Below are 20,932 nucleotides of genomic sequence, written 5' to 3'. Positions count from 1 at the left end.
AGGAATGACTCGCGAGCAGGTTGCGGAGATGGTGAAGGCGCTGGGCCCCGAGGTCGCGCGAGAGCTGATGGACGCCGCTGCTCGAAGCGCGCCCGGCCGCATGGAGTCGGGCAAGGGGCCGCTCCCGGGTGGCGTCTATTCGAGCCCCGAGAACCTGGGCGCGTTCGCGAAGAGTGTCATCGCGGCGGGCCGGCGCACGGGGGCCGCTGAGCTGGTCGACGCAGCGAAGCGCTTCGGCAACGCCGATGTACAGAAGGCCGTTCAGCTCAGCAAGTTTGACTCCGCTGGTGTGCTCGTGCCCATTCAGCAGAGTGGCGAGGTCATCGAATTCCTTCGGCCGGAAGCGGCGCTGCTCAAGCTCGGCGTGCGCACCCAGGCGTTCAAGGGGGAGTTGCACCTGGGCCGCCAGACGGGCACTTCCGAATTCCGCTGGGTCGGCGAAGGCGAGACGGTGCCGAAGAGCGCGCCCAAGTACGGCAAGGTCGTGCTCAAGGCGCACAAGGGCATGGTGCTGGCCGACATCAGCAATGACCTGCTGCGCACGCCGGGCGTCGGTGATGCGGGCGTGGGTGAAGACATCCGCGCGACGGTGGCCGATGGCCTCGACGACGCGGGCTTCAACGGCGATGGGGCGGGTGCCGCTCCGAAGGGTCTCTTCGCGCAGCTCGACGCCGCGCACGCCTTCGCTTCGACGGGTGTGACGGCCGCGGCCTATCTGGCCGACATCGACAAGGCGGTGGAACTGCCGCTGACGGCGCATGTCCGCATGGGTAACGCGGCCTGGGTCATTCACCCGACGCGGGCGACCGCCCTGCTTCAGCTCCAGAACTCCGGAGTCTGGGTGTTCCGTCAGGAGATGCTCGACAAGGGCACGATTCGCGGCTTCCCGTTCGTCATGACGACGCGCGTCCCCTCGACGCGAATCACCTTCTCGGCCGACTGGCGCCAGTTCATCTACGGAATCGACGAGGACCTGATTCTGTCGGAGCACGACACGCGGGCCGAGTTCGACGAGACGACCATTCGCGCCATCGTGAAGGGGGACTTCAAGGTCCGCCAGCCGAAGGCGTTCAGCTCCATCACCTACGGCACCTGAGAGGCCCCACCATGAACGCCAATTCCACTGACGCGGGCGTGCTCGTTGGCATTCGCCCCGGAACCGTGCCCGCCGCTGTGAGCGCTGGGACTCGCAACAGTGCCGCTGTCGACCGGCTCGGCTTTGACTCCTGCGTGCTGGTTGCCTCGACGGGCGCTTCGTCCGGAACGCCGACGGCCCTGTCGCTCGCCGCGAAGCTCCAGGAGAGCACCGACGGCCAGAACGGGTGGACGGACCTGCCCGGTGCCGCAGTCGAGCCGCTCACGGCCCCCAACGCCCTTGCGCGCGTGAATGTCCGCCTGTCCACCGCGAAGCGGTACGTGCGGGTCGTCGAGGCCACCACCCTCACGGGCGGTACAGCGCCCACGCTTGGCGCGTCCAGTCTGCTGGTGCTGTGCGGCCCTGACGAGATTCCGGCCCCCTAGCAGCGCGCGACGGGCCGGGGCCCCCCCTCACCCATGGGGCCCTGGCTCCGTCGTTCCTGAGCCCTCCTGAGCCCCTTCCATGGCCCGCCCTACTGACCTCTGCCTTGCCGCGACTGTCGCCGCCGACCTGGGCGTACCTGTCGACCCACACGTTGAACGCTGCGTCAGTACCGCGAGCGGTGCGATTGCCGCCTTGTGTGGCCGGGCCTTCGAGCGGGCCACGGTGACGGAGCACCCCGCGAGCTACGGGCGCCCCTACGTCCTGCTCGCTCGCCCGCCGCTCGTCGAGGTCATCATCGTCCGGGAGGGGGGCGAGCTGCTCGACGCCACGGCCTACACCGTTGCCGGGGACCTCGCAGCCGGGGGGCTCCTCTACCGCCTTGCTGGCGTGTGGCCCGAGACGGCGCATGTGGGCGGGCTCGTCACGTTGACTGTCGACAGCCGACAGGGCCACCCGGGGGCGCTGGCGGTGACGTATACGGGGGGCTTCGTGACACCGGGACAGGTGGCGGTCGACGCGTCCCTGGGGCCCGTCACCCTGCCCGCCGAAGTGGAGGAAGCCGCCATCCTCGAAGCCTGCGCGCTCTACCGGGGGCGTGGGCGCGACTCCGACGTGTCCGCCGAGAGCCTCGGGGACTGGTCCGTGAGCTACCGGGAGCGAGGGGCAGGCCAGCGGCTCGCGAGTCCCCGCGCCGAGCTGCTCGTCGCGCCGCACATCCTGTGGAGGGCGAGTTGATGAGCGGCCCCGCAGCGCACTTCCGACAGCTCGTGAGCTATGCCGAAGTCATCGGACGCGACGCCTGGGGAACGCCGTTGCTCGGCCCCTTCCGGATTGCCGCCGCGCGCATCCAGCCAAGCCGCAAGCTGATTCGCGATGCCCAAGGGACTGAGTTCGTCGCGTCCTTCGTCGTCTACACCGCCGCGCCCCTCACGTTGCGGCACCGGCTTTGGTTCCCCGGTGACGACCTCTCCGACATCAACCACGCCCGCCGCCCTGCCGCCGTTGACGAGCATGTCGATGGTGGAGGAACGACGCGCTACCGAAAGGTCTGGCTCTAATGGCCCGTGACGTTGCCGCCGACCTCGCGAGCATCCTGGGCGCGGAAGGGTTCGGGCTGAGCGTTGGAAGCAACCTGTTTCTGGGTCCCACGCTCGAGGACGACGACGCGACAGTGCCGGACGTGTCGTGCTTCGTGTTGCAAACCGGGGGCGACGCTCCACTGGGCTACCTCGGAGGGCGGAAGACATACCGAACCGTCACCTGCCAGGTCCGAGTGCGCTCGGCCCGCGAGAGCTTCCGTGCGGGACAGGCCCTCGCGCTCGCCGCCCTCGACGTGCTGCACCTTGCGACTGCCGCGCCCTACGTGCTGATTGAGGTCGACGAAGGGAGCCCGAACTACATCGGCACGGATGGCAGTGACCGCCACTGGTGGACCTTCACGGTGAATGCCGCGTTTGTCGATTCGGGCGCGTGAGTGAGCCGCTCGCGGAAACCGCACGCATTTACAGGGGGAGATGCCACTCAAGGTTGCGCTTGATTTCAGACTGCTCGACAAGCTGCGGAAGGTCGAAGGGCCCGTGCTCGACGACCTCGCGCCGTTGGCCCGCGAGCATGCATCCACGGTACTCCAGGCGAGCCGCGCCCTTGTCCCCGTCGGCAAGCGCGACACGGATGGAAAGCCACCGCTGAGCACATCGGGATTCGTCGATGGCCCTGCGGTGAATGCAGAGAAGGCCAGCGTCAGCGCAACGGCTGGGTACGAGCACGAAGCGGCGGGCGCGATTCACGAAGGATTCCACTGGGGCGCGCAGCGCTTCGCAGAGCCCGTTCACTTCCTGCGAAAGCCCGCCCGGAAGGGGCGCGCGAAGTTTCGGAAGGCTGTCGCGGCTCAGATTCTTGCAACGCTTTCGAGGCTCTTCCCGAGCCGGTAGGGATTCAAATGTCATCCCCTGTTGCTGCTCACCTGGATAGCGTGTCGGTGCGCTCGGACACCAATGCCGCGCAGCCTGTTGACCGCGTGGACGGACTGACCGACGCGTCGCTGAGCGAAACAGGCGACTTCGTCGAGACGAACTACCTGGGAGGCTCGGGCTACAAGTCCCGAGTCCAGACGCTCAAGGATACGAGCGCGGACCTGTCGGGCCATTTCATGCAGGGCGATGCGCCGCAGTCTGTGTTGCGGGATGCGCGCGACACCGGGGCCAATGTCTACGTGACGTTCGTCTTCGACCCGAACGCCGTCGCGGGGACCAAGGGCAAGCGCATCCCCATGGTCGTCAACAGCTACGACGAGAAGCTGACGCCGGGCGGTGTCGTCGAGTTCACCTGCAAGCTCTTGGGCAATGGCGCCCCGGTGGCCGTCTGATGTCCGTCATCCCCGCGCACGTCGGCTCGCTGTCCATCGCGGGCGAGCCGGAAGAGTTCCTCAATGCCGAAGCAGTGCCCGCGCAGGATTTCACCGGCACGGAGTACCGCATCGCCGACCCGGAACTACGACGGCTCAACCCCGGAGCGCCCGCGTTCGTCGAGGTCTCCCCGGACGGTGACACGGATGCCGGTGCGTGGGTGCCCGCCGAAGCCCACGTCGACCCGCTCTTCGGCTTCGTCTACCTCACCACTGCCCCCGGTCCTTCGGCGCTCGTGCGCGTTTCGGGTGCGTCGCTCCCAGTCCATCCGGTGGCGCTCGTGCGCTCCATCTCCCTCTCGGTGACGAACGACGCCGTCGAACTGCAAGTCATGGGGGACGGTTACAAGCGGCGCGCGGTGTCGCTGCGGGACTTCTCTGGGGAACTGGTGGGGCTGACTGCGCTCGACGCGGGGCTCGTGGATGGAGCTCCGTTGCTCGTCGAGGTGAGCAAGGGCGCTGGCTCCGAGGTCTTTCGCGCGTGGGTGATGGTGCCCGAGCTGTCACACAAGCTGACGCCCGGAGCCCTCTACGAGCGCACCGTGAAGTTCATTGGCCACGCCTTTCCCATGGGGACTGGCGGCGCCATCGCTTGGGGCTACGGCAACCCCTGAAACACTGCCGGAAGGGAAAGAGTCATGTCGAACAAGCACAAGCTGCTCGCGAAGAACCGTCGCGTCATGAAGTCGGTGGAGATTGACGGAGTGAAGGTCAACATCATCAAGCCGACGATGGGGGACCGGCTTCGACTGATTGAGCAGGCCCGCGCCGCTGGCGAGATGACCGAGCAGAACGAGCCGACGGGCGACCGTGCCGGAGCGCGCATGCTGGCGCGAATCGCCGTCTGCGTGATGAACGACGCGGAGACAGGACGCCCGATGTTCGCCGTCAACGACCTTGACGAGCTGCTCGACGAGTCCTGGCTGGAAGACTTCGCGACGGACCTGACCGACGTGTTCAACATCAGCGAGGAGAAGATGCGGGGAAAATAGAGAGCGACCCCGAAGCGAGTCTGCTCTACGGGGTCGCGTCACTCCTGAAACTGCCCCCCGACGTGGTTCGGGCGATGGCTTACGAAGACGTCGTCGGGCTGGTGGCCTACGCCCGGAAGGAAGCTGAGGAATTGGAGCGCCGCTCTTCCTCGCCAAACACCCCAGGCGCTTCTCCACCAGGGCAACAGTCCGTTCGGCGTTTGCGCCGGAGGTGATTCAACATGGCTGGCGGTGGTCTCAAAGTCGGTGACGTCTATGTCGTTGTGACGGCCGCCGTCGGTGAGTTCACCAAGTCGATGCGGAAGATTGTCGCCGACGTGGCTTCTGCCGCGGGCAAGATTGAGCAGCTCGGGAACAAGATTGGGGAGATTGGCGCCATTGTGAGCGCGGGCCTGTATGGGGCGCTCGCTGCTGCGGCTGCCTTTGATTCGTCAGTCACGGAGCGGATGGACCGAATCAAGCTCGTCTTCCAGAACGTCGGCGCGGAGATTGGCAACGCAATTCTGCCGCACCTGGAGCGCCTGTCGGATGCCCTGGAGCGTGCCTTGGGGTGGTTCCAGCGGCTCGACCCTGTCGTGAAGTCGGCGATGGGCAGCTTCCTCTTCTGGGGGACTGCGGCGGGGCTTGCGGGTGGGGCCGTGGGCAAGGTGGCGGGCGCGGTGAAGCAGTTCGCCGAGAGCTTCCTCGCGTTCGTGGTGCCCGCGCTGGATGGTGCTGGAAAGTCGCTGGTGCGGTTCTCCGCGTTCCTGACGAGCGAGACGCCAGCCGTCGAAGGCAACCTGAAGAAAGTCGCGAAGGGGGCCGAGCAGGTCGACGCGAGCTTCACGACGGCTTTCCGCAACGCCGCCGCTCGTATCCTGACGGTGACGGCTCCTCTTGCCGCCGTTGCGCTCGCGGTGGCAGGCGTCGCGATGCTCGCGGGTACGCTCTACAAGGCATGGCACGACAGCAGCACCGGCATGCGCGATGACTTCGTTTCCACATGGCGGGCCGTGACGGATGTTGCCGAGCGAGTCGCGAAGTTCTTCCAGGAGGTCTTCGCGGGGCTGGCGGCCATCGTGGGTGCGTGGGCTCGCGGGCAGCTCGACACGTTCGCCTTCGTGGTGCGCAACCTGGCTCGACTGGCGGCGCCTCTCGCGCGAGCACTGAACCTCGACGGCGTGGCGAATGCCCTGGACGGTCTGAAGGAACTGACGGGCGACGCGGTGCTCGGCGGATTGAAGGGGCTCGTCGAGGGCACCGTCAGCACCCTTCGCGATGGGATGTCGAACGTCTGGGAAGGCGTATCCTACGGCGCGAGATACGCCTTCGACGGCGTGAAGCTGATGGGAGGCGATGCCGCCGCTTTCCTCCGCGAGAAGTTCGGCGGTGTGTTCGACGACATGCTCGGGCCGAAGGGCAAGCTGCGCACGCTCTCGGAGACGCCCGAGATTGAGGTCGGGCATGTGGAGGTCGGGAAGTTCGACGCGAAGAAGTTCCTCACGAGTGTCGGCAACACCGCGTCGGTCATCGCCGAAGTCGCCCGGCGCAAAGCGAAGGAACTCGCGGACGCCCTCGCCCGTGCGGCCGACGAAGCGAAGCGGGCCCTGGCGAGCAGGTTCAGTCAGGCATTCGGTCGCATCTACGAGCTTGTCGACCGCTTCCAGCAGGGCATGTCGGCCGGCGGTGTCTGGGGTGGCCTGATTGCCGTCGTCGCGGAGCTGCTCTCTCAGTCGACAACGTTCGGCTCGTTGCTCCAGATGGTGACGAACTTCATCCAGTACGTGGCCGACGTTCTCGGGCGGGTGCTGGCCCCCGTCCTGCCGCTCCTGGCTTCCGTGTTCAACATGGTGACGCCGTTGCTGGATGCACTGGTGCCGGTGCTGGAGATGTTCTCGAAGCCCGTCCAGGCGATTACGCCCATCTTCGAAGTGCTCGGCACGCTGTTCAAGGGATTGGCCCCCATTATCACCGTGTTTGGTCAGATTCTTGTCGCGCTCCTCCAGCCCCTGACGCTGCTCTCCGGTCCCATCATGAAGGGACTCTTCGCCGTCATCCGCGTGGTGGCGATGGGCATCCTCTACGTCGTGAAGGGAATCGGCACGGTGTGGAATGCCATCATTGGGTTCATCGCGGGCGTGTTCAAAGCCCTCGGCAAGATTCCCTTCGTGGGTGGTGCGTTCAAGAAGATGGCGCAGGGCTTGGACAGCATGAAAGTCCCCATGGACGCGGTCGACAGTGCGCTCGAAACTCTGAAGGACACCACCTACGACACCGCCGCAGCAAATGCCGCTGCTGGTGTCGCCGCGTGGGAGAACGCAGCCGCGACCAACAAGGCGACCGAAGCCCTGACGAACGTCCCGACTGGCTTCAAGGTGGCGCTCGCGCGGTTCAACGCACAGGTCCCGATTGAGGGAGCTCCGTCGACCTCCGGGGCGTCACCTGTCGTTCCAAGCCCCGTCGTGCCGGTGCGCGGTGGCAACGTCAGTGTCGGGCAGATTGTCGTCCAGGGGGCCGAGGACCCGGAGGAGACCGCGCGACAGGTCTACATCGAAATGAAGCGCGAGGCGCACCGACGCCGCGGCAACGGTGAGTGGCTGAATGGGAGGTACTGAGATGGCCTTCCTCGTGCTGAACGGAATCCAGGTGCCTGTCGCGGAGGGTCGGCGAAGGCAGGTGAACATCGGCACGGACTCACGCGCCTTCAGCGGGGCCTATCGACTGGGCAGGCGCGCGGTTCGTCAGGAGTGGGAGTTCAAGACGCTCCCCTTGCCGCCCGACGAAGTGCTCGCCCTTCGCGGACTGATTGCGGGTGACGGCCACACGGTGGCTTTCGAGGGCGACGCCTTCACAAGCCGTGGGCTCAATCAGGCGAGTGTCGCGGGGCAGCTCTTCCAGGGCGCGCGCTTCGGCGGTGGGCTGAACCTGGCCGTCGGCGCGTCCGCCTCGTGGGCCATGCAACTCGGGGCACGCTGGACGGCCCTGCACCACGTCTACAGCGGCGCGGCGGGTACGTGGCTCCAGGTCATCAACCGGAGCGACGGCAAGCGGTGGACTCAGGGAGTGCCGTCGGAGAATGCCGGGGGCCTGTCGGTCGTCTCGGGGTCGCTCGCGGTGACGGGCGCTACCAACGCGGTGAGCTTCGACGACGTGGTGGGGCTGCCGTTCATGGTGCCCGACGCGTGGGTGCCCTACCTCGTTGCGTGGCACACCAGCCGAGCTTGGAGCGCGCTTCCGTTCCTCACCGCGAGCGGCGGCTTCACGGCCACCGAAACGAAGGTGCTCGGCGAGGTGCGGGACGGCGAGTTCGTCGAGTTCAGTCACAACGGGGCGCGCGTCGTCGGTGAGCGGCTCGAATTCACGTTGAGGGAGGTTTAGTCGCCATGCGCGGTATGTCGTCTCAGGGGCTCGCGGTTCTCTCGAATCCGGCGGGGTATGCGTCCCATGTCCGGGTGAAAGTCCGTGACGGGGCGGGTGTGTGGGTGAATCTGAGCCGCCTTGAAGGGCGCGACTTTCTCGACGCCGTCGAAGTCGACGAGGACGTGGACCAGCCCGTCTCGGCCGCGACGGTGACGCTCAAAAGGCAGGTCGACTTGTTCAGTCTGTCCCCACTCCGGGCCGACTCGAAGTTGAACGCGGGCAACGGGCAGCTCATCCGGCCTGGGCGAGAGTTCATCGTCGAAGCGGCGGTGTCACCTGTGGGCATGTCGCCGAGCGCGGGCGAGTGGCGCGTGCTGTTGCACGGGGACATCGACGAGGTGGACTTCGCCGACGAGCAGCTCGTCTTCCGGGGACGGGATTTAGGGGGCCGACTCCAGGACGCGTTCATTGAAGTCGAGCGCCCCTATGGGGACTCCACTGCCGGTGTCGCGGTCGAAACCGTCATGCAGGCCATCCTGACCGACAACGGGATGGGTGTGGTGCTGCATACGCCCGTATCCCCCGGCTGGAGGATTCGGCGGTACGCCCAGAAGAAGGCGAGTGCCCTCGACGCGCTTCGCGACCTGGCTCAGCAGATTGGATGGGAGGTGCGTTACCGCTGGCGCGAAGCGAGCGGAACCTTCGTGCTGACGTTCAGCGAGCCGAACAGAACGAACCCCACGTTGGCCTGGGCCTTCGGACCCGGCGATTACCGCAACGTCGCGAAGCTCACCATCAACAAGACGGAGATTCGCAACAGGATTGAGGTCGTCTACTCGGACGCGGGGGACCTGGATGTCACGGGGCAGCCGAAGCGCAAGAGCGTCATCGTCGGAGATGCCGCGAGTCAGGCCGCCTATGGCGTGCGCTTCATGCAAGTCGCCGAGGACGCGTCGAGCAACATCGACCGTGAGGCCGAAGCGCGGAAGATGGCGGAAGCGGCACTGTCCGACTTGAAAGAGCCGCTCGCGGACCAGGAGGTTGAAGTCGACTTCTTCCTGCCGGTGGAGCTGGGCGACCTTTACTGCTTCCGTGCGAACGGCGCGCACTACTCGGATGACCAGAACCTGGCCGTCACTGGGTTCCGCCATGCCTTCACTGCGGAAGGTGATGCGCGGACGACCATCACCACTCGGGGGAAGCCCTCGTTTGGTGTCTCCATGTGGCTGGAGATGGACACGCGCCCTGGGTTGAGCGAGCCGGCTCACACGTCACCGCCGCTCGACCCTCTCAACGTGTCGGTGACGGCCGTCGTGAACGGCTTCATCCTGTCGCTCATGCCGGCCCTGAGCGGCCCTCCGGTGGCTTCCTACGAGCTGCACGTCTCGACGACGAGCGGCTTCACGCCGAGCAGCTCCACGTTGCGCGGCACGTTCGACATGACGACGTTTGGCGTGTCCGACCTGATGCCGGGAACGACCTACTACGTGCGCGTCGTTCCCCGAGACCGCTTCCGCAACCGGGGCAATGCGTCCCCTCAGTTCGAAGTCACTCCGAAGAAGCTCGAAGGCGCGTCGCTGGGGGATGCCGCGGTCAGCTACCAGCATCTTCTGCACCCGCCGACCGACAACCTCATCCCCAACGGCTACAACGAGGTGGGCCTACGTGCAGTGGGCAAGCTCCCCGAGGGTGACAGGCTCGTCGAGGACCCCGTCAACGCGCGCTCCGGACGGTGGGTGCGGCGGGTGGAGCTGACGAGCGCGGGGAGCTGGGTGGGGCTAAGCTGGACGGGAGGCTATGGCTCCGCAGCTCCAGGAGGACGGCTCAAGTGCTCGCCCGGGGACCAGTTCTTCGCCGAGGTCTACGCCAAGGCGTCGTCGGCCACCGTGGGAGGCATGGGCACGCTCTATCTGCTTTGGGAGGACGCGAGCGGCACCTACTCGGGGCAGTCGTCGGCGGTGGCGTTGGGGCCAGTGGGCACCGCCTATCGCCGCGTGCCGCTGACGGGGACATGCCCGGCTGGTTGCACCGGAGTGCAGCTCTTCTGGGAAGCGGAAGTCTTGGCCGCCGACGTGGGGAAGCGGCTCTACTTCGATGCCGTCTCGCTCCGGAAGATGGTCACCTTCGACCTGCTCGCGGCGAACACGTTGAAGACGTCGAACTACGCGGAGGATGGCAGCGGCATCCCCACGGCTGGCGCGAAGCTCGACAACGTGGGGACGACGCTCAAGGTCGCTTCGAACAACGTCCAGGTGGGGCGCTACTACCTGAGTGACGGGTTCTTCCGCTCCGTTCAGGCACTCGCGGACACCGGAAGCCGCATCTACTACCGGGGCAACAACGATGGCGTACCGAACATCGACCGTCTCAACATCCAGGTCGTCGAGGGGTACGCCATTGCCGGGGCAACGGGAGGCGCGAGCTTCTTCACCTGGGCGCACTATCGCGCGACGCTCCAGCCCCAATCGGCGAGCGACAACCTCGACGCGCTTCGGTTCCTGGAGGTCGGTTTCTACTGGGCGTTTGGCGACATCCACCCTCCAAACTTCCTCTACGGCGCGACGGTCCCCATCGCTGACCGCAAGTACCAGAATGGGGCATGGGATGGTGACGGAGCCAACGCGACGAGCGCGGGCTTTTCGTTCATGTTTGGCGACAAGTTCAACCGCCTACGCGACGACCCGCTCGTCAACAAGTTGCTCTATCTCAAGGTGTCACTTCACAACGCCGTGGGGTTCAGTGCCGAGCGCTGGTTCTTCCCTCCGCATGCCTACAACACGGACATGGTTCGCCGTGCGACGGGCCCTGCGTCCACGCCTTCTGGGGGAAGCGGTGGCGGCGGCTTGGAGCACGGGACCTGTGTGGCGCCCTGGGAACCGGTGCTGCTCGGCGACGGTACGGAGCTGCCCGCCGAGATGCTCAAATCCGGCATGCGGGTGCTCACCATGCACGAGAACGAGAAGGACGGGGGCGTGTTCGAGGTCACCCACGTCAGCCGCCACCATGCCGCGCGCTGCAAGCTCGTGCTGATGGACGGGCGGGTGGTTGTCGTGACACCGGACCATCGCTGGCGCACGGTGGAACGTGGCTGGATTCGCACGGACGATCTGCGGCTGGGAGAGACGATTGAAGGCTTCGCCCCGGGTCGGGTGGCGAGTGTGGAGCCCATGGCGGCCGGCGACGTGATGAAGATTACGATTCGCTTCGCGAGGACCTACGTCGTGAAAGGGCTCCTTGCACACAACCTAAAGCCCCGAGATTAGCCGGTGTTTAGATTGCTCAGAGGAATTATGCGTAAGGTTCGTTAGCGGCCTGCGTGTTCAAGAGCGTTTCGTTTTTCGCGTTCGAACTCATCTGCGTATTTTTCATTCTTCCCTGCAACGTATTCCACCAGTGCTGGCGAGTCGCCGACAGCGAAGAGCCGGAGGGGAGGGGAAAGAGCTACGTCGTCGGTAACTTCCACCATGTTTGCGCTGTTGTCGACAAGGAAGACCACATCGCCATTCTGCATTACAGGCGCGTGTTTCGGGTCTGGGTGCGGAGTTACGTCGACTAGGATGTTGTCATGTGGGGGGCGCCAAACCGCGTGTGGTGTGGCGATGATGTAATACCCAACCCCCGCCCGCATTCGAATGAGGAACATCCATCCACTCTGTCCAACGCCCCCCTCGCGGCGCATCATCTCAAGGACGTTGCCGTAGCAAGTATGTGGTTGCGCCCATGCCTGTGGTCGATGATAGGCCAAGCCCACCGGTCCGTCGCTGATGCTGCGAGCAGCCCGATTGATGTCTTCCGGCCGGACTTCTTCAGGGTTGTGGGGGCTTGATTGATTGTGGTGATCTTGTTGCTTTTGCTTTGTGAGATTCATTTGCTTCTTCTTTTTTCGGTTTTGACGGTTGTTTTTGCTCATCCTTAATCCCATGCCTCGGTCTTCGGTCGCGATGCGGTTGCATTTTAGCCCACCTGATGGGGCCCTGTTTAGGAAAGACGCCAGCCGAGAACCTTCACGGTGGTCATCCTGAAGGAGTGTTTGCCTGCATTGTTTTTCAGCATAGGACTGCGCGCCGGGTCGACTGAGTTGCCTCTGTGTCTTCGTGTTAGGCTCCAATGTGATTGACGGCGCCTATGAACTTGTTGCCAATGATTGGATATTTAAGGAGTTTGTCGTAGCCGCCATCATAAAGGGGCGGAGGGAAGAAGTGACGGGTTGAGACAAGGTCTCCGGTCCCGAGCCATGCTCTGGCTTGAGAAATCTCTATCTCAATTGTTCCGATTACTAAGTCGTTGAGGTCGGTCTTGGCTAAGGTGTTGCAATTGCGTCGACGGAGCAGGATGCCATGCTGGGCGTGCGGGCGAAGATAGTTTGACGGGGCTGCCCTTCTGAGATCAACAATTTCTGCATGTGTGGTTCGGAGGAGCCCTGGTTTGTCCGCCTCAGGAGTGCCATCGCCTGCTTGCATGAGGACTACAAATGCTTTTGGTGAGACTGTTGGGGCGAAATGGAGGTATTGACCAAAGAGGCCGGAGGCGTAAGCATCCTGACACGCGAACCAGAGCGCTGTCCAAACGTTGTCGACAAGGTCCAGCCAGCGCGTCTTGACACCATAGTGCTGAAGGATTGGTTCGTGTGCGTACTCTGGGGTGTTGTCCAAGAATGCCTGCTGGGTTCGTGATTGTTCTATGTATTTATTAAGTAGTGCTTCTCTTTTGTTTTTTCCACTTTCCCTGGCTAGATTGCGATAGAGCGCGGGAACCATCTTGGGATGAATTTTGTTTTGTCCGCGAAAGTAGACTGCCCCCTCATTCCGGCGCGCGTATTTCAGATACCCGACTGCCTGGACGAGAGCGTGAGGAGTCGTGACGACCAGCGTCGATGTAGTGGGATTCCACTTCATTCCCTGATTTCCTCGTTGGCCGAGGTTCTCGAACGTCTTGCTGCTGGGCATCAGGTTTCCTCCAGAATGGATCTTCTGTGAGGATATAGTGCCACGCGCAAGTGGCGCTGGTGAAGACTTCTTGGCTTGAGGCTGGGCCATTCCCAGTAGCTGCACGCATTTACCAGTCGCAACCCCATGCCCTGGTGATGCTGTGACCACCGAAGAATCCAGTCTGTTCAGCTCATAGTCGGCTCCCTGCTCGGAACGGCGGGGGTCGGCGTCCTCACATGGGCTGCGAAGTCCCTCGCGGGGGAGATCCGCTCTCTGGTCGAGAAGGTCGCCCAGCAGGACGAGCGCATCAATACCCTCGCGGTGGAACTGGGCGCGCTGCGTCGGTGGTGCGACGAGTTCCGCGTCGGGCTTCCCGCCCAGGTCCGACAGACCGTCGAGTTGGAGCTTCGCCGCATGACCCGAGCCGGGGCAGGGGATTCCCGATGACCCAGGCAAGCTTCAAATGGGTCGACCTTGACCGCGTCTTCCTGCCGCTCGTCGCGGTCGCCCTTCAGGCCATCGCTCGTTGCGAGACCCGGGGCGTCAGCTACGTCGCGACCTACGGCTTCCGCAGCCGCGAAGAGATTGAATGCTTCGTGCCGAGCAGCGTGGTACGGGCCGAGCCAACGGCAGTCGGTGACGTGACGGAGATCGCTGTTCAGTTCGCGAATACTTACGTCGTGAAGGGGCTGCTCGCGCACGGTCTCAAGTCTCGTGACTAAAGGGCTCGCTCAAGATGTTAATCCATGCGTGTGAAACAGTCCGTCCCAGAAGTCGCTGACAAGGCGCTCGCACGTCCTATCGCGTAGCTCGTAGCCACCAAAGCGATATACTTCGTATCCGCGCAATCGCAACTCGCGGTCGGCGCGCACGGTGTCGGCATAGACTTGAGGGCTTGGTAGACTCATATGAGGCATGGGCGGGTGGGGGGTGTTTGTTGCGTCTACGTAGTCGTATTTGGTGGATGGCCTCGTGATCGAGTAGTGCTGTTTACCATCTATTTCGATTACGATGCGCCGGTTCTCAGGAAGAAGGAGTAGAAAGTCCATGCGTTGGATTAGGAATTTACGCTTCTGCCTCCTCTCGTCCTGAGTCTTGGGGTCGTAATGCACATAGACTTGGGGAATTAGAGCGGGCAGTTTTTCCCCCAGTGTTTGCTTTATTGTTCGGAAGTAAGTGGAGAAAAAGAGACGCTCCGGTGGAGATGAGAGTGCTTCTTGTAGACGGGCGCCAAGGCTTCTTCTTGCTTCTTCGGTGTTTGAGATTTTCTGCTTTTTTGCCCACCAGTCGGCAAGCCGCACCCAGGTGAGCCCCTCGTTAGGGGTGGGGTCATCGTACACTAAGCATGTGTCCTCATTTTCGAGAACGATTAGTTCGTTGTCGAGAGCGTCTGCGAGCCCGATGATTGGTTTGAAGCCCTTCGTACTAGATGCGAAGATGATGTTCTTGGGTCTGTCGTGGCGGGACGAATGTAGCCGTTGAATCGAAAATACAGGATGTCCAGATATGATGCCTGTTACTCTGGGGGTTAGTCCATCTGGACGCAAATGAGTGTCTATGAGGGCTGCTAGTTCAGTTTGTTCGGAGCCACGACGAATTTCTGGGTGGATAAGAGATTCGAGAAAAGAGATGACACGGCGATCTGACCAATCCAGAAAGCCGAATGCCTCAAGTGCTTCTCGGTGCGTTGCTGGGACTTTGATGGATGAGAAAAAATCTGAACTGACTAGTTGTCCGTTGGGATCGTACCTGAATGATGTGTAGATGCCGCTGTCTCGCTCAAAGCCTATGCTGCCAATGAAGCCGTCGAAGTCGACGTTGGGCGTGAGGACTCTGCCCTCAAATGCTGTGGCGAGAGAGATTCTGGTTACTCTTGATATTGCCTGGCGGTCATTTGTGGTGATTCTCTCTAGGATGTCATCAATGTGTCGAGTTTTTCCTTCGGCGGGGAGATTTGTGGTGCATTTGTTGGCTAGTTCGATGAGCTTGGCGTCTGGAAGGTCTTTGAGTACATGCTCGACGTACTTTCCTTTCCCCCAGCCAGGACTCAGATCATCTCGCCAGTCCAGTTCGAGCACGGCGAATCTCTCCTGGATGATTCGCCACGAGCCTTCGACTAGAATTGATGAGATGATTTCCCGAAGTTTTCCTTGGTGTGTCATCTGGGCGAGCCTTGTTGTTGGTGTGGTGCTTAGCGGAAAGCATACCTCACGTGGGACGCGTGTTGGGGCCGCCGGGCTGAGCGCTTGAGCCAATCCTGGAAGTCGCACGCATTTACCAGGGGCAACCTCCTCCCCTGGTGACGCCGTGACCTCCGAAGAGACTCAGACCGTTCAGCTCGTAGTCGGCTCCCTGCTCGGAACGGCGGGGGTCGGCGTCCTCACTTGGGCTGCGAAGTCCCTCGTGGGGGAGATCCGCTCTCTGGTCGAGAAGGTCGCGCGTCAAGACGAGCGCATCAATACCCTCGCGGTGGAACTGGGCGCGCTGCGTCGGTGGCGCGACGAGTTCAGCGTAGGGCTTCCCGCCCAGGTCCGGCAGACCGTCGAGTTGGAGCTTCTCCGCATGACCCAGGTCAGGGAAGGGAACTCCTAATGGTCAGGGCAAACTTCAAGCGGGTCGACCTTGACCGCGTCTACCTGCCGCTCGTTTCTGTCGCCCTTCAGGTCATCGCGCGTTGCGAGGCCCGGGGCGTGAGCTACGTCGCGACCTACGGCTTCCGCAGCCTCGAAGAACAGGCCGAGCTGCGGCGCCTCTTCCTTGCGGGCAAGGGCGGCAAGGCGTCTGCGGCGGGGCTGTCCCCTCACAACTACGGGCTGGCATTCGACTTCGTCTGTGACGGGGACACGAAGCCCGGTGTTCAGCCCGACTGGCGCCTGCCGGCGTACCGCGTGCTGGGCGAGGAATCGACGAATGCGGGGCTCGTCTGGGGCGGGAGGTTCGGCGACGCGCCGCATGTGCAGTGGCCGGGCTACGTGAGCGCGCTTCAGCTCACGCCCCTTCGGACCCTGGTGGAGAGCAGTTCGGTCGCGGCTGTGTTGGCTCGGCTCGACGAAGAGCGCAAGTCGCCGCAGTGGCGTGCCGCAAACCCGAAGCTCGCGGCCGAACTGGAACGGCTGGGCTTCTAACTCGGAGGCAACATGGTTGACGTGGGTGTTATCGGGCCGAGTCCCGAGCAGTTCGAAGTGTTCGCGCAGCTCCTGTTCAACGCGGTGACGAGCCAGAACTACGCGCTCGTCGCTTCCCTGGTGGTGGTGCTCCTGGTCTTCCTCCTGCGGAAGTTCGGTGGCACGTTCGTTCCCTTCTTCAACACGGACCGGGGCGGCGCGGTGTTGGTGCTCGGCGTCTCGCTGGCTGGTGCCGTGGCGAACGCGCTCGCCGCTGGGGCGCCGTTCTCGCTTTCCCTGATGCTGACCGCCGTGAAGGTGGCCCTGACGGCTGCCGGTGGCTTCACGCTCGTCAAGCGTCTCCTCTTCGGGAGCGCCGTGATTGAGAGCGCCGAGCAGGCGGGCGAGATTGCCGCAGGCCAGGTCGCGGGCAAGGCCGCGGCGATTGCCGTCCTGGAGCAACTCGACAGGAGAGGCGACCGGTGAAGCTCGGCGCGCTCGTGCTGGTGGTGCTCGTCGCGGTTCCTGCGTCGGGCTCGGAGGTCATCGGCGTCGAGCGCGCTCAGCTCTTTCCGGATGGTGGGACGGCAGCCGTCGAGGTCGAAGGCGGCTGCTGGTTGTCCGAGAGCCGCTGTGTCCGCACGGCTGCCGAGATTGAGCGGCTACGCGCGGAGAACGAAGAGCTGCGGCAGCAGGCCAGGGATACGCCCTTCACGGTCGCCGTCGTGGCGCTGGTTCTGGGGCTCGGTGCTGGGTTCGCCGTTGCGAAGCTAGCGAACTGAGAGCGGGCGACTGCGGAATCGGCGCGGTTGGTCTTGGACCTCGCAACGCCGTGGAACAACGCATACACCGCAGCCGCCCGGACGGACTAAGGCACAGGTCGGCTCGTGGGCGCAAAGGGGCTGCACTGCGGCACGATTCGCTCTTCAGGGGAGTTTAAGGTTTACTGTGGACTAGACTTTTTAGGTTCAGTCCGCGAAGAATCCTCGGGTTGCACCAGTGCATTGCCCCCTAGCCCCCGAGGACTCGTGCCCAGGTCCACTGATAGCGGCAGCACCCCTTCCACGCCCTCCAGCACATCGCAGCCACCAAGACCCTTCCCACTCTTCAAGGTAGGGACATTCCGGTATGAGGCGGTCCGCAAGTTGGCCGTCATGCCGTCGGGGGAAGTGTTGCTCCTGGCCCACCGCTTCGCGATGGATGAACCGCATCCCGGCCTCTGTCTGGTGAGGCGCCTGCCGAATCCTTCGACGTTCATGGGGCGTAAGCGCCTCGCCGAAGAGATTCAGCTCGCCTTCCTCCTCCACCACCCCAGCATTGCCCAGGTGCATCTCGCGAAGATCCACCTTCGGAGGGTGCACGTCGTCATGGAGTACGTGGACGGCCCCTCGGTGGACACGCTGGTGAGTGCTTCCGTTGTGAGGGGGAAGCCTGTTTCAGGAGCCTTTGCCCTCTACGTGGGCGCGGAGCTGGCGGACGCTCTGCACTACGCGCACTCGTTGAAGGGGGAGGGTGGCAAGCCGCTCGGCATCATCCACCGCGACGTCAATCCCAGGAATGTCTTCGTCGGTCCGCACGGCGAGGTGAAGCTGTCGAACTTCGGAGCGGCGTACTCTTTGGTGATTGGCCGGGAAGAGTCTCCCGCGAGTCTTGTCCGGGGCGACGTCGCCTACGCTTCACCCGAGTACCTGGAGCGAGTTCCGTTGACCCCGCGCTCCGATGTCTTCTCCCTGGGCGTCCTCCTGACGGAGTTGCTCACCGGCCGGCATCTCTTCGCGCTGGACGTGGCGGTCCGTGCGCCCCAAGGGGTGACCCCGCTGCGTATGGAGTACACCCCCTCTCTTCCGCTGGAGCAGATGAGGGTGCTGCTCTCCTCGTTCGGTCCAGATGATGTCGAGCAAGCCGTGGGCGCACTGGCACCAGACATTCGAGCGTTGCTGCACACGGCCCTGCGAGTTGCGCCGGGGGAGCGATTCGCGACGTCGGCGGACATGGGTGCGGCGCTACGTGCGGTACTGATGAAGAGGCACCCTGGATACGGGCGTCACGAAGCGGCAGCGGAAGCGGCACGTGTCGTGGCCGAGGGTGGATGCGCGCGAGACCAAGTCGAGTTCGGGGAGAGCGGCTTGTACCCGGAAGGGTTGGACGAGCATGAGCTGAAGGCGCTCGCCAAGGTCACCCCTGCGTCATCGTGACAAGACGGTGGCCATGTGGAGGAGCGCATCCAGCTTCTCCGCATCCAGCTTCCGCGCGAGGTGCTGCAAGCGACGGAGTTCGGGCGTCGCCTCCTCACGGGCGCGCGACTTGTTGCCTTTGCTCTCACCACCCAGGTCGAGCATCACTTCAGGGGACACGCCCAGTTCACGGCAAAGCCGATAGAGGGACGGGACGCTGGGCAGCATCTTGCCTCGCTCCAGCCGGCTGTAGACCATGGGGACCAATCCCACGCGCTCGGCCACCTCGGCTTGAGTCAGCCCGAGATTCTGACGCGCGGCTCGTGCCGCCGCGCCGATGGTGACTGCCAGTTCTTCATTCATGGGAGCATCCACCGGAGGGCAGGAGTTCGAGATTGGAGCGAGGCTCCTATGTAGCTGACGGACCCGCGAAGGTGAACTCTGGAGGAGCGACATTCCTTTATGGACCTGGGACGTCTCAACCGGCGCTCCCATGGAATGGACGGACTCCCTGGTGAGTGGGGCTGTCTGGTAACATGTCCCTCTGTTGGGAGGGTATTGATGCGAGAGGCTGATGCCGTGGGGTTGGGGAGTGGAACGCCATGAAGGGAGGGCCAGTTCTCGCGGTCCTCGCGCCCGGTGCCCAGGTGATGGGTTACACGGTGGAGCGGCGCCTGGGCAGTGGCGGCTTCGGTGCCGTGTACCTGGCTTCTTTGGACGGCCAGCGTGCCGCACTGAAGTTTCTGGACCTCTCGCGCGTGAAGGACAGGGTGGAGCGTGAGGTCTCCATTCTCCTGCGCCTCAGTCACCCCAACGTCGTCGGGATTCGCGGCCTCGGCTATTGGCCTTCGGCGGCGCCGGAGTTCGCGGTCATCGCGATGGAGTTCGTAGAAGGGCGCGAGCTGGGCACGTGGGCGAATGAGGAGAACCCGTCCGCTCGGCAGGTGACCCGCATGGTGCTGGACGTGGCGCGCGCGCTGGCGGCTTCTCACGAAGCGGGCGTCATTCATCGTGACGTCAAGGAAGCCAACGTCATGGTGCGCTCCGATGGGGTGGCCAAGCTGGTGGACTTCGGCGTGGGCGACTACGAGGGCGCGCGGGAAATCACGTCGGACGTCCTTCCCCCTGGGACGCCGGACTACCGTTCCCCGGAGGCGTGGACGTACTTCCGCCAGCACGTGAAGGTTCCGGGAGCCTGCTACGAGCCCGGTCCCTCCGACGACTTGTGGGCACTGGGAGTCGTCCTCTACGTCCTGCTCACCACGCATCGCCCCTTCGAGGGGGAGCATTTCACGCTGCCGGATGTCGTCATTGCGAACGCGGCTGTGTCACCCCGCGAGGTGAACGAGCGCGTGCCAGAAGCGCTGAGTGACGTGTGCCTGCGGCTGCTCGCGAAGACGCCGGCCACGCGGACTCCGAGCGCCCAGGCGCTTTGCGTGGAACTGGAGGCGGCACTTCAGCGTGCGGACGACGCGTGGGACGTGCCCCTGTGCGACGCGTATGGAGAGGACACGGCAACGACGGACGGTGGCCCGGACAAGGACGATGACCTGGGCGGCTTGGAGGAGTGGGTCAACGAGCTGCGGAAGCGTCCCCGTCGAGGCAGGCGCCCTCAGAAGAAGCCTCTGCCTCTGGCGGATGGAGGCACAGCCACGGAGCGCGTGCCGGTGCGGGCGCGGAGTTCGTGGCGGCGGGGAGTGGTGGTGGCCGTTGCCCTCGTGCTTGTCGCCTTGGTGGCTGCGTGGAGCTGGCGGACGTCACGCGTAGCGGGGGCGGTACCGACCCGTCAGGAAGTAGCGCGACTTGACAGACATAATACTTCTGTTAGCGCCACAGCTTCCCAGCCCCGAACGGAGGCCACCCCTGCGGTCGTCGCCGTTCCCGCGATGCTTCCCGAGGCCACAACCGTGATGATGGAGAAGACCGAAACCCCGATGCCCCCGAAGCCCGCGAAGAAGGGGGCGGGCATCATGAGTAGAGCCGTTGCCGCGGCGGTGGCCTGCTCGGCACTGGGTTGCCCAGGCACGCAGGTTCGCCCACCGCCTCCACCCGCACCGTGCCCGTCAGGCGCAGTCGAAGCGATGGATGCGCGAGGTATCGAAACGGGCGATTACCATGGCGCGACGTTTGGTCCCAGAGGAGGAGCCCAAGTCATTTCCGTGAAGGACGGAGCCACGGAACTTCTGTTGCTCGGCGAGTGGAAGCGGATGCCGACTGGCACCATCTTCTCGGGAAGGCTCACGGTGAGTGACCGCGTCTATGGTCGGTTCACCCGTGCTCGCACACCTGGAGGTGAGAGCTTCCCGGTGTGCCTGGAACTGCTAGCCGAGGGAAACGTGAAGGGCTTGGAGCGGGAATCGGGCGATGACAGCCCTACGTCGGCCCGAGTCTTCTCGACAGGGGAAGTACGAGCAGTGCGCGAGTTCGAGTGATGTGGTGTGCGCAAGATAACGTGCGGGAGTCGCAGAC

General features: G+C 63.9%; 23 protein-coding genes. 19 read left to right on the top strand and 4 right to left on the bottom strand.

All coding sequences use genetic code 11. From position 1 onward, the window contains the following. Nucleotides 1-4: 4 nt before the first annotated feature. The 12 genes from HUA78_RS35990 to HUA78_RS35935 all read left to right on the top strand — a co-directional run bounded on the left by HUA78_RS35990 (nt 5) and on the right by HUA78_RS35935 (nt 11,520). A complete protein-coding gene (locus HUA78_RS35990; RefSeq protein ID WP_174478259.1) occupies nt 5-1,096 on the top strand; it encodes a phage major capsid protein in 1,092 nt (363 codons plus the stop codon). A gap of 11 nt (nt 1,097-1,107) precedes the next feature. Next, on the top strand, nt 1,108-1,521 hold the full coding sequence (locus HUA78_RS35985; RefSeq protein ID WP_174478258.1) for a hypothetical protein: 414 nt from the start codon (nt 1,108-1,110) through the stop codon (nt 1,519-1,521). 79 nt (nt 1,522-1,600) lie between these two features. After that, the gene (locus tag HUA78_RS35980; protein WP_174478257.1) at nt 1,601-2,257 is read left to right on the top strand and encodes a hypothetical protein; all 657 of its coding nucleotides are present in this window, start codon (nt 1,601-1,603) and stop codon (nt 2,255-2,257) included. Beyond that, on the top strand, nt 2,257-2,580 hold the full coding sequence (locus tag HUA78_RS35975) for a hypothetical protein (RefSeq protein ID WP_174478256.1): 324 nt from the start codon (nt 2,257-2,259) through the stop codon (nt 2,578-2,580). Before HUA78_RS35980 ends, HUA78_RS35975 begins: the two co-directional genes overlap by 1 nt. Next, a complete protein-coding gene (locus tag HUA78_RS35970; protein WP_174478255.1) occupies nt 2,580-2,996 on the top strand; it encodes a minor capsid protein in 417 nt (138 codons plus the stop codon). The genes HUA78_RS35975 and HUA78_RS35970 overlap by 1 nt, the downstream gene beginning before the upstream one ends. Before the next feature lie 40 nt (nt 2,997-3,036). Further along, complete coding sequence (locus HUA78_RS35965) at nt 3,037-3,453, top strand: hypothetical protein (protein WP_174478254.1); 417 nt, start codon at nt 3,037-3,039, stop codon at nt 3,451-3,453. A gap of 41 nt (nt 3,454-3,494) precedes the next feature. Further along, on the top strand, nt 3,495-3,887 hold the full coding sequence (locus tag HUA78_RS35960) for a phage tail tube protein (protein ID WP_371745743.1): 393 nt from the start codon (nt 3,495-3,497) through the stop codon (nt 3,885-3,887). Continuing rightward, nucleotides 3,887-4,540, top strand: coding sequence for a hypothetical protein (locus tag HUA78_RS35955; protein WP_174478252.1), 654 nt, complete (start codon nt 3,887-3,889; stop codon nt 4,538-4,540). Before HUA78_RS35960 ends, HUA78_RS35955 begins: the two co-directional genes overlap by 1 nt. Before the next feature lie 24 nt (nt 4,541-4,564). After that, nucleotides 4,565-4,918, top strand: coding sequence for a phage tail protein (locus tag HUA78_RS35950; RefSeq protein WP_174478251.1), 354 nt, complete (start codon nt 4,565-4,567; stop codon nt 4,916-4,918). 221 nt (nt 4,919-5,139) lie between these two features. Continuing rightward, complete coding sequence (locus HUA78_RS35945; RefSeq protein WP_174478250.1) at nt 5,140-7,512, top strand: phage tail protein; 2,373 nt, start codon at nt 5,140-5,142, stop codon at nt 7,510-7,512. A gap of 1 nt (nt 7,513) precedes the next feature. Further along, nucleotides 7,514-8,275 (top strand): hypothetical protein, encoded by a 762-nt coding sequence (locus HUA78_RS35940; protein WP_174478249.1) that lies wholly within the window; start codon nt 7,514-7,516, stop codon nt 8,273-8,275. A 5-nt stretch (nt 8,276-8,280) separates the two neighbouring features. Continuing rightward, nucleotides 8,281-11,520, top strand: coding sequence for a hypothetical protein (locus tag HUA78_RS35935; protein WP_174478248.1), 3,240 nt, complete (start codon nt 8,281-8,283; stop codon nt 11,518-11,520). A 41-nt stretch (nt 11,521-11,561) separates the two neighbouring features. Here HUA78_RS35935 and HUA78_RS35930 read toward each other — a convergent pair whose 3' ends face one another. Both HUA78_RS35930 and HUA78_RS35925 read right to left on the bottom strand, forming a co-directional pair. Then, nucleotides 11,562-12,167: a hypothetical protein gene (locus tag HUA78_RS35930; protein ID WP_174478247.1), complete on the bottom strand. Its 606-nt coding sequence runs from the start codon at nt 12,165-12,167 to the stop codon at nt 11,562-11,564. Between the two features lie 187 nt (nt 12,168-12,354). Then, nucleotides 12,355-13,203: an FRG domain-containing protein gene (locus HUA78_RS35925; RefSeq protein ID WP_174478246.1), complete on the bottom strand. Its 849-nt coding sequence runs from the start codon at nt 13,201-13,203 to the stop codon at nt 12,355-12,357. A 425-nt stretch (nt 13,204-13,628) separates the two neighbouring features. Between HUA78_RS35925 and HUA78_RS35920 the strand changes: the two genes are divergently transcribed. Beyond that, nucleotides 13,629-13,907 (top strand): hypothetical protein, encoded by a 279-nt coding sequence (locus HUA78_RS35920; RefSeq protein WP_174478245.1) that lies wholly within the window; start codon nt 13,629-13,631, stop codon nt 13,905-13,907. A gap of 9 nt (nt 13,908-13,916) precedes the next feature. Here the strand turns inward: HUA78_RS35920 and HUA78_RS35915 are convergent, their stop codons facing one another. Continuing rightward, nucleotides 13,917-15,263 (bottom strand): hypothetical protein, encoded by a 1,347-nt coding sequence (locus tag HUA78_RS35915; protein ID WP_174478244.1) that lies wholly within the window; start codon nt 15,261-15,263, stop codon nt 13,917-13,919. A gap of 229 nt (nt 15,264-15,492) precedes the next feature. Here HUA78_RS35915 and HUA78_RS35910 point away from each other — a divergent pair, with 229 nt between their 5' ends. The 5 genes from HUA78_RS35910 to HUA78_RS35890 all read left to right on the top strand — a co-directional run bounded on the left by HUA78_RS35910 (nt 15,493) and on the right by HUA78_RS35890 (nt 18,484). Continuing rightward, on the top strand, nt 15,493-15,777 hold the full coding sequence (locus HUA78_RS35910; RefSeq protein WP_174478243.1) for a hypothetical protein: 285 nt from the start codon (nt 15,493-15,495) through the stop codon (nt 15,775-15,777). Next, complete coding sequence (locus HUA78_RS35905) at nt 15,777-16,310, top strand: M15 family metallopeptidase (RefSeq protein WP_174478242.1); 534 nt, start codon at nt 15,777-15,779, stop codon at nt 16,308-16,310. The genes HUA78_RS35910 and HUA78_RS35905 overlap by 1 nt, the downstream gene beginning before the upstream one ends. Nucleotides 16,311-16,322: 12 nt before the next feature. Continuing rightward, the gene (locus HUA78_RS35900) at nt 16,323-16,775 is read left to right on the top strand and encodes a hypothetical protein (protein ID WP_174478241.1); all 453 of its coding nucleotides are present in this window, start codon (nt 16,323-16,325) and stop codon (nt 16,773-16,775) included. Next, on the top strand, nt 16,772-17,071 hold the full coding sequence (locus HUA78_RS35895; RefSeq protein WP_174478240.1) for a hypothetical protein: 300 nt from the start codon (nt 16,772-16,774) through the stop codon (nt 17,069-17,071). Before HUA78_RS35900 ends, HUA78_RS35895 begins: the two co-directional genes overlap by 4 nt. Before the next feature lie 246 nt (nt 17,072-17,317). Then, nucleotides 17,318-18,484 (top strand): serine/threonine-protein kinase, encoded by a 1,167-nt coding sequence (locus HUA78_RS35890; protein WP_371745742.1) that lies wholly within the window; start codon nt 17,318-17,320, stop codon nt 18,482-18,484. Here HUA78_RS35890 and HUA78_RS35885 read toward each other — a convergent pair. Next, on the bottom strand, nt 18,476-18,826 hold the full coding sequence (locus HUA78_RS35885; RefSeq protein ID WP_141647533.1) for a helix-turn-helix domain-containing protein: 351 nt from the start codon (nt 18,824-18,826) through the stop codon (nt 18,476-18,478). The genes HUA78_RS35890 and HUA78_RS35885 overlap by 9 nt on opposite strands. A 239-nt stretch (nt 18,827-19,065) precedes the next feature. Here HUA78_RS35885 and HUA78_RS35880 point away from each other — a divergent pair, with 239 nt between their 5' ends. Next, entirely contained in the window at nt 19,066-20,895 is a 1,830-nt protein-coding gene (locus HUA78_RS35880; RefSeq protein WP_254624084.1) for a serine/threonine-protein kinase, read from the top strand. Nucleotides 20,896-20,932: the final 37 nt, after the last annotated feature.

Source organism: Myxococcus sp. CA033, from assembly GCF_013336625.1.
Taxonomy (GTDB): Bacteria; Myxococcota; Myxococcia; order Myxococcales; family Myxococcaceae; genus Myxococcus; species Myxococcus llanfairpwllgwyngyllgogerychwyrndrobwllllantysiliogogogochensis.
This window is presented reverse-complemented; position numbering and strand designations above follow the sequence as displayed.

Coding starts and splice junctions, on each gene's coding strand:
- HUA78_RS35990 (WP_174478259.1), top strand. CDS start 5: ATGACTCGCGAGCAGGTTGCGGAGATGGTGAAGGCGCTGGGCCCCGAG.
- HUA78_RS35985 (WP_174478258.1), top strand. CDS start 1,108: ATGAACGCCAATTCCACTGACGCGGGCGTGCTCGTTGGCATTCGCCCC.
- HUA78_RS35980 (WP_174478257.1), top strand. CDS start 1,601: ATGGCCCGCCCTACTGACCTCTGCCTTGCCGCGACTGTCGCCGCCGAC.
- HUA78_RS35975 (WP_174478256.1), top strand. CDS start 2,257: ATGAGCGGCCCCGCAGCGCACTTCCGACAGCTCGTGAGCTATGCCGAA.
- HUA78_RS35970 (WP_174478255.1), top strand. CDS start 2,580: ATGGCCCGTGACGTTGCCGCCGACCTCGCGAGCATCCTGGGCGCGGAA.
- HUA78_RS35965 (WP_174478254.1), top strand. CDS start 3,037: ATGCCACTCAAGGTTGCGCTTGATTTCAGACTGCTCGACAAGCTGCGG.
- HUA78_RS35955 (WP_174478252.1), top strand. CDS start 3,887: ATGTCCGTCATCCCCGCGCACGTCGGCTCGCTGTCCATCGCGGGCGAG.
- HUA78_RS35950 (WP_174478251.1), top strand. CDS start 4,565: ATGTCGAACAAGCACAAGCTGCTCGCGAAGAACCGTCGCGTCATGAAG.
- HUA78_RS35945 (WP_174478250.1), top strand. CDS start 5,140: ATGGCTGGCGGTGGTCTCAAAGTCGGTGACGTCTATGTCGTTGTGACG.
- HUA78_RS35940 (WP_174478249.1), top strand. CDS start 7,514: ATGGCCTTCCTCGTGCTGAACGGAATCCAGGTGCCTGTCGCGGAGGGT.
- HUA78_RS35935 (WP_174478248.1), top strand. CDS start 8,281: ATGCGCGGTATGTCGTCTCAGGGGCTCGCGGTTCTCTCGAATCCGGCG.
- HUA78_RS35930 (WP_174478247.1), bottom strand. CDS start 12,167: ATGAGCAAAAACAACCGTCAAAACCGAAAAAAGAAGAAGCAAATGAAT.
- HUA78_RS35925 (WP_174478246.1), bottom strand. CDS start 13,203: ATGCCCAGCAGCAAGACGTTCGAGAACCTCGGCCAACGAGGAAATCAG.
- HUA78_RS35920 (WP_174478245.1), top strand. CDS start 13,629: ATGACCCAGGCAAGCTTCAAATGGGTCGACCTTGACCGCGTCTTCCTG.
- HUA78_RS35905 (WP_174478242.1), top strand. CDS start 15,777: ATGGTCAGGGCAAACTTCAAGCGGGTCGACCTTGACCGCGTCTACCTG.
- HUA78_RS35900 (WP_174478241.1), top strand. CDS start 16,323: ATGGTTGACGTGGGTGTTATCGGGCCGAGTCCCGAGCAGTTCGAAGTG.
- HUA78_RS35885 (WP_141647533.1), bottom strand. CDS start 18,826: ATGAATGAAGAACTGGCAGTCACCATCGGCGCGGCGGCACGAGCCGCG.
- HUA78_RS35880 (WP_254624084.1), top strand. CDS start 19,066: ATGAAGGGAGGGCCAGTTCTCGCGGTCCTCGCGCCCGGTGCCCAGGTG.